Genomic DNA, 16,241 nt, shown 5'->3' with positions numbered 1-16,241 from the left:
TTAGAAGGCGGGTGCTCTATCCACTGAGCTATCAGTCCAAATTTTTTGTCCGCAATATTAGCGAATTATGATTTCAAATTCAAGGCATACCTAAATTTAATCAACAAAAAAAACAACTTTAAGCAGAATATACCGAAATGAATTGAAGAATTGGGATTTTAGCTTTGATCTCGACTTTGCAACTTTTTGGACCCGAAGGCCTCGAGATATTTGTTTTCGGGGGAGTTATTAAAACCGGGAAGGGGTTTTTTACCCCTTCCCGGTTTTAATAATCTCCTAGCTCGACCTACGGTCGAGCGTCCGAGAGCAAATAGACGAGGCAGGCGGGCCCAAAAAGTTGCAAAGTCGAGTTGATGGCGCTTCGAGTTTTTATCAGGCTTTAGCCGGCTTAATTTTTTTGATCCTATTGAAGATAGGTCAAAAAATTAAGGGTAAAAAGTCGAAGATGCCGGCGAAGATAAAAACCAATTCTTCAATTTATTTCGGTATATATCGAAATAACGGAGTTAAATATGATCATCGCTCTTTTCGGATCTACGGGAAATATGGGTAGCGCTATCAGAGCCATCGCAACGGATGAGAGTCTACTCCCCTTTTCTTATTCGAAGTGCGATGATTATTCTAAAAGCATTGCATCCATTGAAGCCGACGTTGCCATTGACGTCTCTTCTTTTAAAAGCTTGCATCGTCATATTGAAACCTGCGTGAACCATAAGATTCCCCTTGTGATTGGGACAACGGGATTATCTCCTGAACATTTTACCCTGATGCAAGAAGCTTCCTTACATATCCCCCTTTTCTATGCGAGTAACTTTTCCCTGAAGATTGCATGGATCAAAGACTTTCTAAAACAATGCCCTTTGGATGAGGCCTACATTGATATAATTGAGTCCCATCCGGCCAATAAAAAGGATGCACCAAGTGGAACGGCACTCGATCTGGCAAGCGCTATGTCTCAAAAAACCTACCAAAGAGAGCTCCAATCTTTGCGCTCAAAACAGGATTTGTACATTCACAGCATTCGTTCACACAGCCATACGTTTTCCCATGAAGTGCGGCTAGCCTTTGATCTTGAAGAGCTGCGCATTTCCCACCTATCCTTTGATCGGCGTGTTTTTGCTAAAGGAGCGCTTCAAGCCGCCGCTTTTTTAAGGCAACAAAATCGCGGACTGTATAATATGGATCACTTAATTGCTCATTTAAAGGAAACCTATGCACACGCTTAAAGTCAAAGATATCGAAATCGGCAAAGATCGACTCGTTATTATTTCCGGTCCCTGTGTGATTGAGAGTCGCGACCACGCAATGCGCTCGGCAGAGCATCTCAAACAACTCTTTGATGATGTCGGGATTCCTTTTATCTTTAAATCGAGTTTCGATAAGGCGAACCGCTCATCTCTTCACTCCTATCGCGGGCCGGGGATTGACCAAGGTCTTGCTATTTTGAGAGAAATTAAAGAGACATTTGATCTACCTATTTTTTCTGACATCCATCTCCCCGAGCAAGCGGATCCGGCTAAAGATGTTCTTGATATTATTCAAATTCCCGCTTTTTTATGCCGCCAAACCGATCTCTTAGTCGCCGCTGCAAATACGGGTAAGATCATCAATATTAAAAAGGGCCAATTTATGGCTCCCTGGGATATGAAAAACAGCGTTGAAAAAGTAGCTCTGAGTGGAAATGATCAAATCATGCTCACCGAAAGAGGGGTTTGTTTTGGCTATAATAATCTTGTAAGCGATATGCGCTCAATCCCCGAACTGAAAAAACTGGGCTATCCGGTTTGCTTTGATGCCGCTCACAGCGTTCAACTTCCCGGTGGGCTTGGGCATGCAACGGGTGGACAACGCCAATACATCCCAACCCTTGCTAAATCAGCCATTGCAGCCGGAGCAGATCTCGTTTATATTGAATCACACCACGCACCAAATGAAGCTCTCAGCGATGCCGCTTCTATGCTCTCATTCGACGACTTAAGACCTCTTGTGATTCTATTAGATAAACTCTATAACCTTATTCGCAGTGAATCATGTTTAGAAAAGCAAAATGCTTTGTCAAGTTGCTCTTAATCACACTTTCACTCTTGGGTGGCTTTTATCTTGTTTATATTCAAGATCGGCACATTCAACATTATAACCGCTTTGTCGCAAAACATACGGTGGAAAAAAAGCCTTTCACCGAACAACAAGTGCGCACGGGATGTTATAAAGACCTCTACAAAGTCGATAAAAATGAGCGCATCCATTATCAGATTTTTGCACCGACTTCAACACTGACGCTCGAGCCTAAAAGCCATGGATTTGATCTAGTGGAACATCTCTGTGAAATGAACTGCCTTTTTTTTGAGACACCCTCAAAAAACAATGCCCAAATCAAGCAATTTCAAGCTAAGAATGGGTCTTATTCGTATACTAATGAAACGCTGATTGCCAATGATATTGACTTTAAGATTTATGAAGCCCCTTCAAATCATGAGTCCAACAACCCAATCATGCTTCAAGGCCATGCCACGGAGGCTATTTTTGATTTATCCAATCAAACACCCACTTTTTCAGCCAATCACTTTACGGCTGATCTAAAATCCTAATATGAAAAAATTGTTTCGGTTTTATTTCTTCTCTTCTTTTTTTATACTCGCAATGCTATCGGCACAGGAGATGAGCCATATTGCGTCGGATCGGATGATTTTTGATGGGGAAGTCCTCAACTTAGACGGACATGTACGACTCAAACACCCTTTTGGGCTGCTTCAAGCCGACTCAGCGCGTTTGAAAAAAGACCTCTCTTCTAAAAATCTTATCTTTCATCGGGCCATTTTAAAAAATGACGTGAAACTCATTTTAAAAAACAATGCCGAACTGACCTGTGATTTAGCGCGTATTGATTTCAATACTCTTCTAGGAGACTTGACATCGATTTACCGTTTTGTCAACTATCAAGACCATATCAATGTTAAGGGGCACTTACATCCCCTTAAATTGAGAGCGCGATCGATGAATTTTAAAATGTCAAAGCATGACATGCATTTTGATATCGATCGTCTCAGCGCAATCGGTGATGTCGTTGCGGTCTATTTTGAACCCGAGACATCCTCTTGCCGTGAATTTATCATTTTTGCCGATCGTGCGAGCTATCAAAAACTCAATCCCATTCGCATTGATCGTCAAAAAATTCCCGATGGGATGATTAGGCTCTATCAACAAAACAATCCCTGTCATTTCGAGTCGGAAAAGCTCAACCTCACGGCACAATCCATTGCATTCGATACCAAACGCCGCACCGTGCAGTTTATCCATGTCAACGGATCTCTATTCCAAGGCGATGCGCCTCTTCACTTCTCGTCAGAGCGGATGCTCTACCGGATGGATAAAGAACTCCTGCACCTTCAAAAAAATGTGGATATTCAATCAACGATCTTTGGCCATTTGCATGCTGAACAATCCGTTGAATTAACTAAAAAAAGAGAGGGGGAAATCCGGGACATTTCCTACATAAAAACAGAGGGCGAAGTACACTACCGGGTTTTGGATCACAGCTTTGATTGTTCAGGGGAGACGATCCTCAACCGCATCAATCAAACATTTACCGCAAATTCCCCTCTTGACTCAGAGGATCAAACGCGCTACCGCAACACCGATTTTACGATCTATAGCGATCACCTCAAAGTCTACTTTAATGAACTCAATCAACAGATTGATAGAATAGAACTGATGGGTTCTGTCTTTGTCGTATTAGATCAGTCTGATTCCCCTCTTCAAATGGCCTCTTGCCACCAGTTGACTTTTTATCCTCAAAGCCATCTTCTTCAACTCGCAGCAAAACCGTCTGAAAAAGTTCTCCTATGGAATCAAAAGGATTCTATTCATCTCGCTGCAGATGAACTTTCCGTTATCTACGATCCCGTCACAAAAGAAAAAGCCTTCCGATCTATTGGAGATGTGCGCTGTTTCCTGACAAAAAATGAGCAAAAGCTTATACTCGAGCACCTATGGAAGAAAAAAAACCCATCTTAAGAATTCAAAATATTGCCAAATTCTATCAAGATCGCAATGTTGTGGATGACCTCTCTTTTGATATTTATCCGGGAGAAGTTATCGGCCTTCTCGGACCCAATGGAGCAGGCAAAACAACTGCTTTTTATATGACAATCGGGCTCATCTCACCTGACCGCGGCCATATTTTTTTTCATGAAAAAGATGTCACTCATATGCCTATTCACGAGCGCTCAAAAATGGGAATGGGATATCTCGCGCAAGAACCGTCTATTTTTCGACACCTATCCGTAGAAGAAAATATCTTGTGCTTTCTCGAAATGCGTCCCCTCACCAAAGAAGAAAAGACAGAGCAGCTTAAAAACCTTCTCGAAGAACTCAACTTGTCCCATCTCGCTAAAAAAAAGGCAGCCCTCTTGTCAGGTGGAGAGCGCCGCCGCCTAGAAATTACTCGCTCTCTTGTCACAAATCCCAACCTGCTCCTTCTCGATGAACCCTTTGCCAATATCGATCCCATTACGGTAAGCGAAGTCAAGGCCCTCATTCGCATCCTGAAACAAAAAAACATTTCGATTCTGATTACGGATCACAATGCACGAGAAATTTTCTCTATTGTCGATCGTAGCTTCCTTATGATGCAAGGGCGCATCCTGGCGACAGGAACTGCTAATGAGCTCATTACCCATGAAGATGTCAGAAGCCGCTACCTTGGCGAAAATTTCACTCTATAGACCTGATCGCTTCGATGATATCACCTACCCGAAGAGTGAGGAGGCAATCGCTTTGATGTGAATCAACGCATCCGGGACGATAGCACGGGCGGCAAGGCATGCTTTGAAACACGGTTTTAGCCCTAAGATGGCGCCAAGGGGACCAGCGCACTTCTGAAGTAGGTCCAAAAAGGGCCACAACAGGTGTTTTAGTCGCACTGGCAATATGAAGTGGGACAGAGTCGACACAAAAGAGTAGATCAGCCCCTTCGATAAGCGCTCCGAGTTCTTTTAGAGAGATTTTTCCTGATAAATCGATCAGGTTTTCGTGTGAGATGAGATGCCTTACGCGCGCATTATACGCCATCTCTTCCGGATCATTGGATGCCGTTAAAATGACTTTCAAACCTCGTTCAAGCAAATGCCTAATCACTTGAGCGATGATCGCTTCTTTGGTGCATTTAAACATCCAACGCGATACGGGATGGACAACCGCGTAAGGTTTTTCTATCCATGCTTTCATTTTAACTTTTGCTCTAGAGGGAATGACAAATGTCAGTTCGCGCTCTTCCTCTTCCGGGAAAATCCCAATTCCCCGGAGTAGATCGAGATTCATTTCCACCGTATGGCGCATCATGGGACACTCTTTGACAATATGGGTATAGAGTTTATCTTTTCCCCACATCCCCTGTCCTTTAGGATGAAAAGCCACGCGGTAGCGCGCGCCTGAAAAAAGAGCTGCAATAGCGCCTCGATCCCCTTCAGTCAAATTGATGACCATGTCATATTTTTTATTTCGAATCTCCTTTAATAGCTGAGCCTCTTTGCAATAGCGTCGCCATTTGGATAGCTTTTTCCAACCTTTATCATAAAAAAGATACCCTTCGATATCGGGATGCCCTTCAAGCATGGGATACGTCTCTTTATAGATATAAGCATCGATGTTTGCCTGAGGAGCGGCCCTCTTCAAATTCGAAAAAACAGGGGAAGTTAGGAGCACATCTCCATGATGTCTTAGCTTACAAACAAGAATCCGATTCAGACTTTTAAAATCAATATGATGTCCCATAGACAATAATTATGCTTCATCTCTCAAAGAATTGCAATTCTCATCGCTTTATGCTATCATTTTGAAAAAAATAATCAACTAGGAGCTTTACATGGCTACAGAGAGAACTCTATCCATCATTAAACCCGATGCCGTATCCAAGCATCACATTGGCGAAATCATCGCCCGCTTTGAAAAAAACAACCTATCGGTTGTCGCAATGAAAATGACCCACCTTTCAGCCCATCAAGCCGGTGGTTTTTATGCCGTTCACAAAGAACGCCCTTTTTACAACGACCTCGTTGAATTTATGACATCCGGTCCTGTTGTGATTATGGTCTTAGAGGGTGAAAATGCCGTCATGAAAAACCGCGATATCATGGGTGCAACAAATCCTAAAGAAGCGGCTCCGGGAACAATTCGAGCTGATTTTGCAAGCAGCATCGATGCCAATGCCGTTCATGGATCTGACTCCCTAGAAAATGCAAAAATTGAAATCGCATTTTTCTTTAAAGAGAGCGAAATCCACGCCTGCCAAGCTTCATTTTGCTAACAGACTCTCCCTAAGGGCTCGTAAAGGAAGAAGCTTGCCCGCATACCGCTATTTTTAGCGCTTGACACTTAGCCCACCTTTCATAGCGTGGGCTATTTCACTTCTAGACAATTCTATCAGAAACGTTGCAGGACCATCATTAATCAGAGCCACATCCATATAGGCCCCAAAAACCCCCTCTTGGGTTTTAATCCCTTTAAAGCGCAGCTCCTTAATAAAAAAATCATAGAGGATTTTTGCCCTTTTGGGCTCAGCCGCCTCGGCAAAAGAAGGGCGTCGCCCCTTTGCACAATCTCCATATAATGTGAATTGCGAGACGACAAGAATTTCTCCCCGGATATCTTCGATCGAGAGATTCATTTTTTGATTCTGATCTTCAAAAATACGCAAGCCGATAATTTTATCGGCCATTTTATGCATCAATTCCATAGTGTCGTCGTGTGTCACGCCAAGAAAAATTAAAAGGCCTTTTTTAATTTCGCCCACAACCTTTCCATTAACAGTCACACCGGCTTGTTTCACCCGTTGGATCAGTGCTCTCATAGACTATCCTCAATTTTTTGAAGCAGTTTGACTAAATACTGTGAAAGTTGCTTAGGGAATTTCGGATCAAATATTTTAAAATAATCTTGGAGCTCTTGAATTTCTTTTTTCCATAAATGGGGATCCAAATAAAGCAGCTCCTCAAGCGTATCGCAAGACATATTCAACCCTTCAATATCGATATCTTTAAGATGGGGGAGATAGCCTATCGCCGTCTCTTGGGCACCACACTTTTGATCACAACGCTCAAAAATCCATTTAATCATCCGAGAATTCTCACCAAATCCGGGCCATAAATATTCGCCTTTTTCATTTTGCCTAAACCAATTGACATTAAAAATTCTCGGAAGGGCCTCTCTTTGAGTGAATGTGGTAAAATTGAGCCAGTGTTGAAAATAGTCCCCCATATGATAGCCACAAAAAGCGAGCATCGAAAAGGGATCATGGCGCAAACGGCCCATTTCCCCTTTAACGGCCGCCGTCATTTCCGAAGAGAGCGAAGCCGCAGCAAACACCCCTCCTTCCCAGGATGGCGCCTCATAAATGAGTGGGATGACGCTTTTACGACGTCCGCCAAAGATAATGGCATCAATCGGAACCCCTTTAGGAGAATCAAACTCTTTAGCTAAAATCGGACATTGAGAAATGGGGGCTGTGAAGCGTGAATTCGGATGCGCTGCTTTTTCTTCATCCCCGGGTTTCCAAGCGTGCCGCAGCCAGTTCATCTTCATTTTGGGTGGCAAAGAGCTCTTACCTTCCCACCACACATCGCCATCTTCCGTTAAAGCGACATTTGTGAAAATGGTGTTTTTACGGATCGTCGTCATACAATGGGGATTCGATTGATCTGATGTGCCGGGAGCCACCCCAAAAATCCCCGCTTCGGGATTGATAGCGTGAAGACGCCCATCTTCTCCAATATTCATCCAGGCAATATCATCTCCGACACACTCAACTTTCCAGCCGGGAATGGTTGGTTTGAGCATCGCCAGATTGGTCTTCCCACACGCACTGGGAAAAGACCCACTCATATACTTAACTTTGCCTTCGGGATTGGTCACTTTAATGACAAGCATATGCTCTGCAAGCCATTTTTCCTCTTTTGCTTTCACAGAAGCAATGCGAAGCGCCACACATTTTTTCCCTAAAAGGGCATTTCCACCATAACCACTCCCAAATGAAACAATCAGTTTTTCCTCGGGGAAGTGGGCGATTACGGTCTCATCGGGCCGACAAGGCCACGGGCTATCTTTATCCCCTTCTTTAAGGGGAACACCGACAGAGTGGATACAGGGAATAAACGGATGAGACGCCTTTAAGCGATCGAGCACAGGTTTGCCCATTCTAGTCATAATGCGCATATTGCAAACGACATACGCCGAATCTGTCAATTGCACACCAATCATTGCAAGATCAGCGTCTAACGGGCCCATACAAAAGGGGATCACATACATTGTGCGGCCTTGCATGCACCCTTTCATGAGGCGATCAAGGCTCTTTTTCATCGTCTCGGGATCGACATGATGATTAGTGGGGCCTGCATCATCGGGTGAGTGAGAACAGATGAATGTCCGCTCTTCTACACGCGCAACATCACGCGGATCAGAAGCAGACCAAAAACTATGAGGCCGTTTTTTTTCATCGAGCGCGATAAAAACGCCTTGATCAACTAACTCTTGACTGAGGCGTTGATTTTCTTCATCACTGCCATCACAAATATAAACGGACTTTGGATTAAACCGCTCTACAGCCTGATTAATCCATTCACGTAAATGCGGGTGCGATAATTCATCAAGCTGCATATAAAACACGCCTCCTGAACATAGCGAAATCTATCCAACAGAATTAGCTAGATAGCGAAAGGGTATTAAGACAATACTTTTTTCTTTTTAAATTGGTCTAAGTATTCAAGCGCTTTTCCGGTACCAAGGCAAACTGCAAGAAGAGGAGATGGGGCAATAATTACCGGCAGACCACATTCTTTAATGAGCAATTTGTCAAGTCCCTTAATTAAGGCGCCACCACCTGCAAGAACGAGCCCTCGTTCAACGAGATCTGCTGCAAGTTCGGGTGGACATTTTTCAAGGGTGAGCTTCACATTTTCAATAATTTGTTGGATAGGTTCGGCTAAGCATTCGCGAATTTCAACTGAATTAATCCGCTTTGTAACGGGAAGACCGGCCACCTGATCGCGTCCACGCACTTCCATTTCGAGTTCATACTCTCCTAATGGATAAGCAGAACCAATCGTCACTTTGATCTCTTCCGCCGTTCTCGGACCAATCATCAGATTGTAGGTGCGGCGCATGTAATTCATCACACAGTCATCAAACTCATCACCACCAATACGCAGTGAGCGCGATTCAACAATACCACCGAGCGAAATAATGGCGATTTCAGTGGTACCGCCTCCAATATCAACAATCATACTTGCTGCAGGCTCATGCACAGGTAAATCGACTCCAATCGCTGCAGCCATCGGCTCTTCAATCAAATAAACTTCTTGAGCACCGGCTCTTAATGCAGAATCTTCAACAGCTCTTTTTTCCACACCGGTGATACCCGACGGAACGGCAATTAGAATTTTTGGACGAAAAAGAGAGCGCGTTGGAGTCACGCGTTTAATCAAGGCTTTTAACATGCCTTCGGCAATTTCAAAATCGGCAATAACACCATCTTTCATCGGACGAACGGCATGGATTTTGCGCGGAGTCTTTCCGAGCATTTCTTTCGCCTTTTGTCCAACGGCAATGACTTCATTCGTCATTGAATCGACAGCTACAACAGAAGGCTCGGCAAGTGTAATGCCCTTTCCCTTCACATAAACAAGTGTATTTGCAGTCCCAAGGTCAATGCCAATATCATTAGTGAGAAACCCTGTTGCCTTTCTCATTTTTCTCGTTAAGGCGTCAGCGAGCTGCGTAAACGTATTTTCCTTCATGATCAACCTGTCACATATTGTTTAAGAATCCAGCAATAATTTGTGATTGTATCGATAAGGCGGCATTAATTCAAACTCAAAGTTACAAAATCGAATTTACCCTTGCAAGAGTTCAAGAACATCTTCCCAAGTGAGTTTAGAGATCGCCTCTTCATCGCAACTAACCACTTTTTTAACAAGACCTTGCTTGCGTTTTTGCATTTCAACAATTTTTTCCTCGATGGTGCTCATCGTCACAAGTTTGTAGACGGAAACCGATCTGTGTTGCCCAATGCGATGGACGCGGTCCGTCGCCTGATTTTCAACCGCAGGGTTCCACCACATGTCATAGTGAATCACAGTATCTGCACCGACGAGATTTAAACCCGTACCGCCTGCTTTCAGCGAGATGAGGAAAATTGAAATCGTTTGATCTTCATTAAACTGTTTCACAACATCGAGGCGATTTTTTGTCGAACCGTCGAGATAACTAAAACGGATTCCCATTTTGATCAAGTCGTTTTTCATAATCTGCAGCATTTTGGTGTACTGTGAGAAAATCACCGTTTTATGACCACCCTCAATGAGGTTTTGCACGAGCTCGAGAAGCATTTCGTATTTTGCCGAGTCACCTTCTTCTACAGACTCTTTAGCAAAAATGGCCGGGTGGCAGCAAATCTGCTTCAGACGTGTGAGCGTGGCAAGAACGTGGATTTGAACCTTATCAAACCCATCGCGCTCAACGAGCTTTGTGAGTTCATCGCGAGCTGAAGCCGCATACGATTTATAAAGCTCATTTTGGCACTCAGTGAGGTGGCAACGGTAAGTGATTTCAGAAACGGGCGGTAGATCATCGAGGACATCTTCTTTCATACGGCGCATAATAAACGGCGCTACCTTCTTACGCAAATACTCGAGATTGGCAAACTGCTCATCTTTAGGAACGCGGATGTATTTCTCAACAAAGCGATCGTAACTGCTCAAAAAGCCCGGCATGAGGAAGTCAAAGAGCGACCAGAGCTCATCCAGTGAGTTCTCAATCGGCGTCCCCGATAAAATTAACCGATGCTGCGCTTTGATCATCTTCACAGATTTTGCATTGCGCGTACCGCGGTTTTTAATGTGCTGAGCCTCATCGAGAATCGCATACTTAAATCCCGTTGGCTCATAGAGCTCAATGTCTTTTTGCAACAAACTATAAGAAGTGATGATTACATCATATTTTTTAAGGCTGCCAATCATTTTCTTACGTTGGTTGGGCACGCCGTCAACAACGAGGACCTTGAGCTTCTCATTGAAGCGATTGATCTCTTCATACCAATTATAGAGAAGAGAAGTGGGACAAACAACGAGAGTCACATCTCCTTTTTTATGGGTTTGAGAAATCGCTACAATCGCCTGGAGGGTTTTACCAAGCCCCATATCGTCGGCGAGAACCCCCGATAGATACATAATGCGGAGGCGCTCGAGCCAATTAACCCCTTCAACCTGATAATTCCTAAGTGTTGCATTGATTGTTTTGGGGATTGCAGCAAAATTAAATGCTTTTTCACCCAGCATTTGCTTGCGAATCTCTCTTAATTGATCTGTCATTTTAAATTCGACAGGCAATTCTTTGAAATTGTTCTCATCTATATTGGCAAGCGTCCAAAGAGGACATTGTATCTTGTGATTGGAGAGGCGCTCGATCCTGAGCTCATCAAAAAGTTGTACGATTTTGCTAATCTTATCTAGATCAAGAACTAAAATCTTTGGAAGCCGCGCCTTTTCTACTTTTGTTTTCTTGCGAGACGCCGTTGTCTCAAGCTCTAAAAAGGCCCTCTTGGATAAAACACACTCCCAAATGCGATCCATCTTGATCCCCGTGAGCATCCCATTCACACTTAATACAAGCTCATAAACATCCATTCGATCCGTATGTGAAAGCGAAATATGAAATGTCGACGTATCATAGATAAACTGGTCGAGAAGATTTTGAGGACAGTTAAAAGTGACTTTTTCTTTGAAGCGAGGAATAATATCAGTCATAAACTCAATAATTTTCTTTTCGCTTTTGGCAATAAAAATCCCTTGAGCCTCATCGAAGACAAAGTCTTGAAAGACTTCATCAATCAGCGTTTGCTCCTCTACAAGATTGCGCGCAACAATTCCCTCAGGGGTAATAAAAGAAGTGAGATTTTCTTGTGTCATCTTTTGAACACAAGCGGGGACTAAACTTTCACCGTATTTGAATTTTAAGTCCGCTTCCAGCTCGCTATCTAAGAATGAGAGCTCGCAAATCGCCGAGATTTTATCCACAAATGGCAGCGTAACAAATTTTTCCGTGATATGTTGATTTTCAATTTCGCAATACTGTCCTAGGACGGGAAGGGAATTTTCAATAAAAGTTCCAAATAAAGGCTCGGGGATTGTCACCTCACGCATTTGTCGAATAGAAAGGAGATGAAGGCGGGTGATGTTAGACTCAAAGCGATAAAAGACATGATCGAGGAGCATTCCCGGCGTCGCCGATTCAAAGAAATCAATCTCTTCAAGCGTCACCGTGCGATCTTCGACAAACAATGAAGGGTTAAGTAAAATTTTAGAGGCGGGCGGATCGATATATTCAATCCCGATTTTAAATCGAGCCGGCTTATGGCAAAACATGAGGGGACGCTCTAAAGTTTCATCATAAATGCAAGGAAGGACAAACTGGCTTTGATCTTGAAATGATCCTAATTGATGCTGCAGCTTCTTATATTCAATATCGAATGCGCGCGATAAAATCAGCCCAAAAGATTTAAGCTCAATGAATGCCGTTCTCTGGCTTTTCTCCGTTGTCCCCTTATCAGTAGCCCTTGCATAATCAATGAGCATCCGAGAGAGCTCCGCATAATGAGAGTCAAATGAATTAAGCGTAAATAAATAACGCTTGCCCCCAATCACAATAGGCTCTTCATGCCGAAGGCTATCTAAAAATTCTTTTGCATTGGGAATGTGAAGCGGCTTAGAGCGGAAAGGGAGGCGTAGAGCGAGCTGTAGTTCAAGGATTTGCCTTTGTTCTTCTTTTTTGGGTAAAAAGAAAATCATTGCAAGCTCCGCTCGATCAATCTGTCTCTCTAAAGTTGGAAGAAAGAAAGGTGACTTTGATAATACCTTAGACGAGAACACATACTCATGTAAAAGCTCTTTTTGATACTGCTCATCGCGCCTGAGATCCTCTTTAGCTTCCGCCTCCTTAACCACTTCTAAAATGGCCTCTTTGGCCTTATCATCAATTGCCCCCCGTTCCGTTAGGGTTAGAAGATCCCCCTCCTTAGAATACTCAACGAGAATGGCATCAATATGTGCATCGAGATAGTAGAGAAGCGCTGCTAAATGTTGACAATCGTAATGGTAAGGGCAATCGCAATCCGAATCGATGGTTTCGCATTCATGGCGATCAATTTCAATAACACTCTCATACGTGTTATTATATTGGCCTAAAATTTTAGCATTAATTCTGAGCACATTGGCATCGAGATGTAAAATCTTAGCTGAAACAACTTTTTTCTCATCAAAAATTTGTTTCCCTTGCTTCAGTATATTTGAAGAAAAATCTTGTTTGAGCTTACGCAAATTTAACATAATCCCAATCCCGGCTCCGGTATAATTGTTAAAACTTTCTCGTATAGCAAGCAAATGCTACAATCACTCATTTCATAACTACTGGATTAGCTTTTACCTTTTTTTGAAGTAGGTCGCAAGTAAAAACATGTCGCTCGTGATTCAAGAGTTGGAATTTTTACTTATACCGGGAGTGATTCAAGAGTTGGAATTTTTAGAAGCCGGCTATAGCGATGGTCGATCGGGCCGAAGGCCCTTTACCGAAAGGGCGCGCTATTGACAATAGGCAGAGGTGAGGTAAAAGGGCCAAGCGGGGATGCCGGCGACAAAAAAAACAACTCTTGAATGACGAGCGGTATACCTCGCCTATAAAAAGTATCCATTGACATCGAAATGGGTTTAAAATATAATTCCGCTCACAATTTGCAAAAATCTCAATGCGGGTGTAGCTCAGTGGTAGAGCATCACGTTGCCAACGTGAGGGTCGTGAGTTCGAATCTCATCACCCGCTATTATTATAAGACCCCCCTCCATTCAAATATTCCCTTTCGTTATTTTCAGTCTTGTCTAGAACAAACCAAGTCATTATAATCACTAGAGCTAAAATGCAATGCTATTTTTGATAAATAGTATAACACAACACATTAGAAGGAATGCTATGGGAAAGACGAGCAAAGCCAAAACAGAACAAGAGACTGAAGAAAAGAAAAAGAAAGCACCGGCCAAAAAAGCTGCTGCAAAAAAAACGACGGCCCCTAAGAAAGCCGCTGCAGAAAAAAAAGCGACTCCAATAGATGAGCCGGCTAAAGCAGTGCAAGACATCGAAACACCAAAAACAGCCGCTCCTACAGAATCTGAAGTCAGACAAGAGACTTACTCTTCTGATTTAATTTCTCTTTCCGTCTCTAAAATGCCTCATTGCAATATTGAATTTCTCGTCCATGCAAAAGCGCCCTTGATCGAAGCCGCAAAACAACTTGGCATTAAAGATCTCGCCAAGGACGTGTCAATCCCGGGCTTTAGAAAAGGAAAAGCGCCCCTTCATTTACTGCATAAGCGCTTCCCAATGGCTATTGAAGAAAAAACATTTAAGCACCTTGCCGATCTTTCTTACCGCGAAGCTCAGAGACTAGCCCATTGCCCTCTTCTCAACGGCAACTCACAGATCAGTTATGATTTGAAAAACCATGATCTCTCTAAAGGGGTCGACATGGTCTATCATTTTGAAACGGAACCCGTCATCCCTGAAATCGAATATGAGAAAATCGATCTTAGCGGTATTGAAAAAGAAGTTGTGGATGAGAAGAAAATTGAGGAGACCCTCGAGCACATTCGCTCATTCTACGCCACACATGACGTTGTCAAAGATCGCGGTGTACAAAAAGGCGACTTCATTCTCGTCAATATTGATGATCTCGATTTTGATCCTCCTTCTACGGTATTTAAAGGATCCCGCTTTGAAGTGTCTGAAAATGGGATGTCCGAATGGATGCTCGATCTCGTATTGGGCATGAACAGCGATGAATCCAAGGAAGGCATTTCCAGAGCGAATCAAGACGATTCCGAAAAAATCAAAGCTGAATTTAAGCCGAAGAAAGTCAGAGTCACCGTCACTGAGATTCAAGAAGCTAAACTCCCCCCTATCGATGATAAACTAGCTCAAAAACTAGGCGTTCAATCGACGGAAGAGCTCCACTCTCAACTTAAAAAATCGCTTGAAAAAAGAGCTGAAAATGACTTCCAAGAGCAATTAAGAGAAAAGGCTTCTCAAACGCTTCTCGAGCAGGTGACCTTTGACATCCCTAAATCCGTATTGGAAAGGGAGTTCACCCACCGCTTCAATCACAGCCTGAAAGACGCTCAATTCAAAAAAGAGTGGGATCAAATGGACCGTCAGGCCCAAGAAAAATTCCAACGCGATCTAATGGAAGAGTCTGAAAGAGCGATTAGAGCTTTTTACATCTCAAGGGCTATTGCTCAACGCAATAATATCCGCATTGACCGCCCTGAAGAGACGCCCCGTCCAACCTCAGTTTTAGAAGCGATGTTTACTAACCGCGAAATGATGCATTTCGACACAAAATCAGAAGAAGAGCAATCTTATCTACTCTCTAAACTTCTCCTGCGTAAAGCGCAAGATTTTGTCGTAGAAAAAGCCAAGATAGTCGCAGCAAAGTAAAATAGAAAATCGAGATAAAGGGAGGCCTCCTCCCTTTATCAAATCTATTGTGAAATAAACCTGTCTCAAGCATACTCGCAAAACAATTACCCATATTATAATAAACGAGGATGAGCATGCACTACACTCCATATGTAACAGAGGATACCGGAAGAGGCGAAAGAACAACTGACATCTATTCACGCCTACTCAAAGATCGTATTATTTTTATCGGTTCGGAGATCAATGACGCCGTGGCTAATTCCGTAGTCGCCCAATTGATCTTCTTAAAAGCAGATGATCCAAAAAAAGACATCAATATCTACATTAACTCCCCCGGGGGCATTATTTCAGCAGGCCTTGCTATTTATGATACCATGTGCTTTTTAGGCTGTGATATTAACACCTACTGTATCGGCCTTGCCGCTTCCATGGGATCCCTTCTTCTCTCTGCCGGAACAAAGGGAAAGCGCTTTGCTCTTCCCCACTCGCGCATTATGATGCACCAGCCAAGTGGCGGTATTGGCGGAACCTCTGCAGATATCCACCTTCAAGCTCAGGAAATTTTAAAGCTCAAACGCATGACAGCCGAAATTCTTGCAAACCATACGGGCAATCCATTAGAAAAAATCCAAAAAGATTCTGAGCGCGATTTTTATATGGACCCTCATGAAGCCGTTAAATATGGCTTAATCGATAAAGTGATGGAACCTAAGGAAAAAAAATAAATT

General features: G+C 43.2%; 13 protein-coding genes and 1 tRNA gene. 9 read left to right on the top strand and 5 right to left on the bottom strand.

Annotated elements, in window-relative coordinates:
- Nucleotides 1–512: 512 nt before the first annotated feature.
- The 5 genes from K9M07_01875 (at nucleotide 513) to lptB (ending at nucleotide 4,724) form a co-directional block, all read left to right on the top strand.
- Nucleotides 513–1,226, top strand: a complete 714-nt coding sequence (locus K9M07_01875) for a hypothetical protein (protein MCF7851970.1) — start codon at nucleotides 513–515, stop codon at nucleotides 1,224–1,226.
- Nucleotides 1,213–2,070 carry a 3-deoxy-8-phosphooctulonate synthase gene (gene kdsA / locus K9M07_01870; GenBank protein MCF7851969.1) on the top strand — a complete coding sequence of 286 codons (858 nt, stop codon included), beginning with the start codon at nucleotides 1,213–1,215 and terminating at the stop codon, nucleotides 2,068–2,070. The genes K9M07_01875 and kdsA overlap by 14 nt, the downstream gene beginning before the upstream one ends.
- Complete coding sequence (locus tag K9M07_01865) at nucleotides 2,031–2,588, top strand: hypothetical protein (protein ID MCF7851968.1); 558 nt, start codon at nucleotides 2,031–2,033, stop codon at nucleotides 2,586–2,588. The genes kdsA and K9M07_01865 overlap by 40 nt, the downstream gene beginning before the upstream one ends.
- Before the next feature lie 70 nt (nucleotides 2,589–2,658).
- Entirely contained in the window at nucleotides 2,659–4,014 is a 1,356-nt protein-coding gene (locus K9M07_01860; GenBank protein ID MCF7851967.1) for a hypothetical protein, read from the top strand.
- Entirely contained in the window at nucleotides 3,990–4,724 is a 735-nt protein-coding gene (lptB, locus tag K9M07_01855; protein ID MCF7851966.1) for an LPS export ABC transporter ATP-binding protein, read from the top strand. Before K9M07_01860 ends, lptB begins: the two co-directional genes overlap by 25 nt.
- Here the strand turns inward: lptB and rfaQ are convergent.
- A complete protein-coding gene (gene rfaQ, locus K9M07_01850) occupies nucleotides 4,714–5,772 on the bottom strand; it encodes a putative lipopolysaccharide heptosyltransferase III (protein MCF7851965.1) in 1,059 nt (352 codons plus the stop codon). The two genes, lptB and rfaQ, sit on opposite strands and share 11 nt — an antisense overlap.
- Before the next feature lie 91 nt (nucleotides 5,773–5,863).
- Between rfaQ and ndk the strand changes: the two genes are divergently transcribed.
- Nucleotides 5,864–6,304, top strand: a complete 441-nt coding sequence (gene ndk, locus K9M07_01845) for a nucleoside-diphosphate kinase (GenBank protein ID MCF7851964.1) — start codon at nucleotides 5,864–5,866, stop codon at nucleotides 6,302–6,304.
- Between the two features lie 54 nt (nucleotides 6,305–6,358).
- Here the strand turns inward: ndk and dtd are convergent, their stop codons facing one another.
- From dtd to K9M07_01825, 4 genes are all read right to left on the bottom strand, one after another.
- Nucleotides 6,359–6,847 (bottom strand): D-tyrosyl-tRNA(Tyr) deacylase, encoded by a 489-nt coding sequence (gene dtd, locus K9M07_01840; protein ID MCF7851963.1) that lies wholly within the window; start codon nucleotides 6,845–6,847, stop codon nucleotides 6,359–6,361.
- A complete protein-coding gene (locus tag K9M07_01835; GenBank protein MCF7851962.1) occupies nucleotides 6,844–8,649 on the bottom strand; it encodes a phosphoenolpyruvate carboxykinase (GTP) in 1,806 nt (601 codons plus the stop codon). The genes dtd and K9M07_01835 overlap by 4 nt, the downstream gene beginning before the upstream one ends.
- A gap of 65 nt (nucleotides 8,650–8,714) precedes the next feature.
- A complete protein-coding gene (locus tag K9M07_01830; GenBank protein MCF7851961.1) occupies nucleotides 8,715–9,740 on the bottom strand; it encodes a rod shape-determining protein in 1,026 nt (341 codons plus the stop codon).
- 144 nt (nucleotides 9,741–9,884) lie between these two features.
- Nucleotides 9,885–13,373 (bottom strand): DEAD/DEAH box helicase, encoded by a 3,489-nt coding sequence (locus K9M07_01825; protein MCF7851960.1) that lies wholly within the window; start codon nucleotides 13,371–13,373, stop codon nucleotides 9,885–9,887.
- Nucleotides 13,374–13,791: 418 nt separating this feature from the next.
- Between K9M07_01825 and K9M07_01820 the strand changes: the two genes are divergently transcribed.
- From K9M07_01820 to K9M07_01810, 3 genes are all read left to right on the top strand, one after another.
- Nucleotides 13,792–13,863, top strand: a tRNA-Gly gene (locus tag K9M07_01820).
- Nucleotides 13,864–14,010: 147 nt separating this feature from the next.
- A complete protein-coding gene (gene tig, locus K9M07_01815; GenBank protein MCF7851959.1) occupies nucleotides 14,011–15,531 on the top strand; it encodes a trigger factor in 1,521 nt (506 codons plus the stop codon).
- A 116-nt stretch (nucleotides 15,532–15,647) separates the two neighbouring features.
- Nucleotides 15,648–16,238 (top strand): ATP-dependent Clp protease proteolytic subunit, encoded by a 591-nt coding sequence (locus K9M07_01810; GenBank protein MCF7851958.1) that lies wholly within the window; start codon nucleotides 15,648–15,650, stop codon nucleotides 16,236–16,238.
- Nucleotides 16,239–16,241: the final 3 nt, after the last annotated feature.

It is taken from the genome of Simkaniaceae bacterium (assembly GCA_021734805.1).
Lineage (GTDB): Bacteria > Chlamydiota > Chlamydiia > Chlamydiales > JACRBE01 > Amphritriteisimkania.
This window is presented reverse-complemented; position numbering and strand designations above follow the sequence as displayed.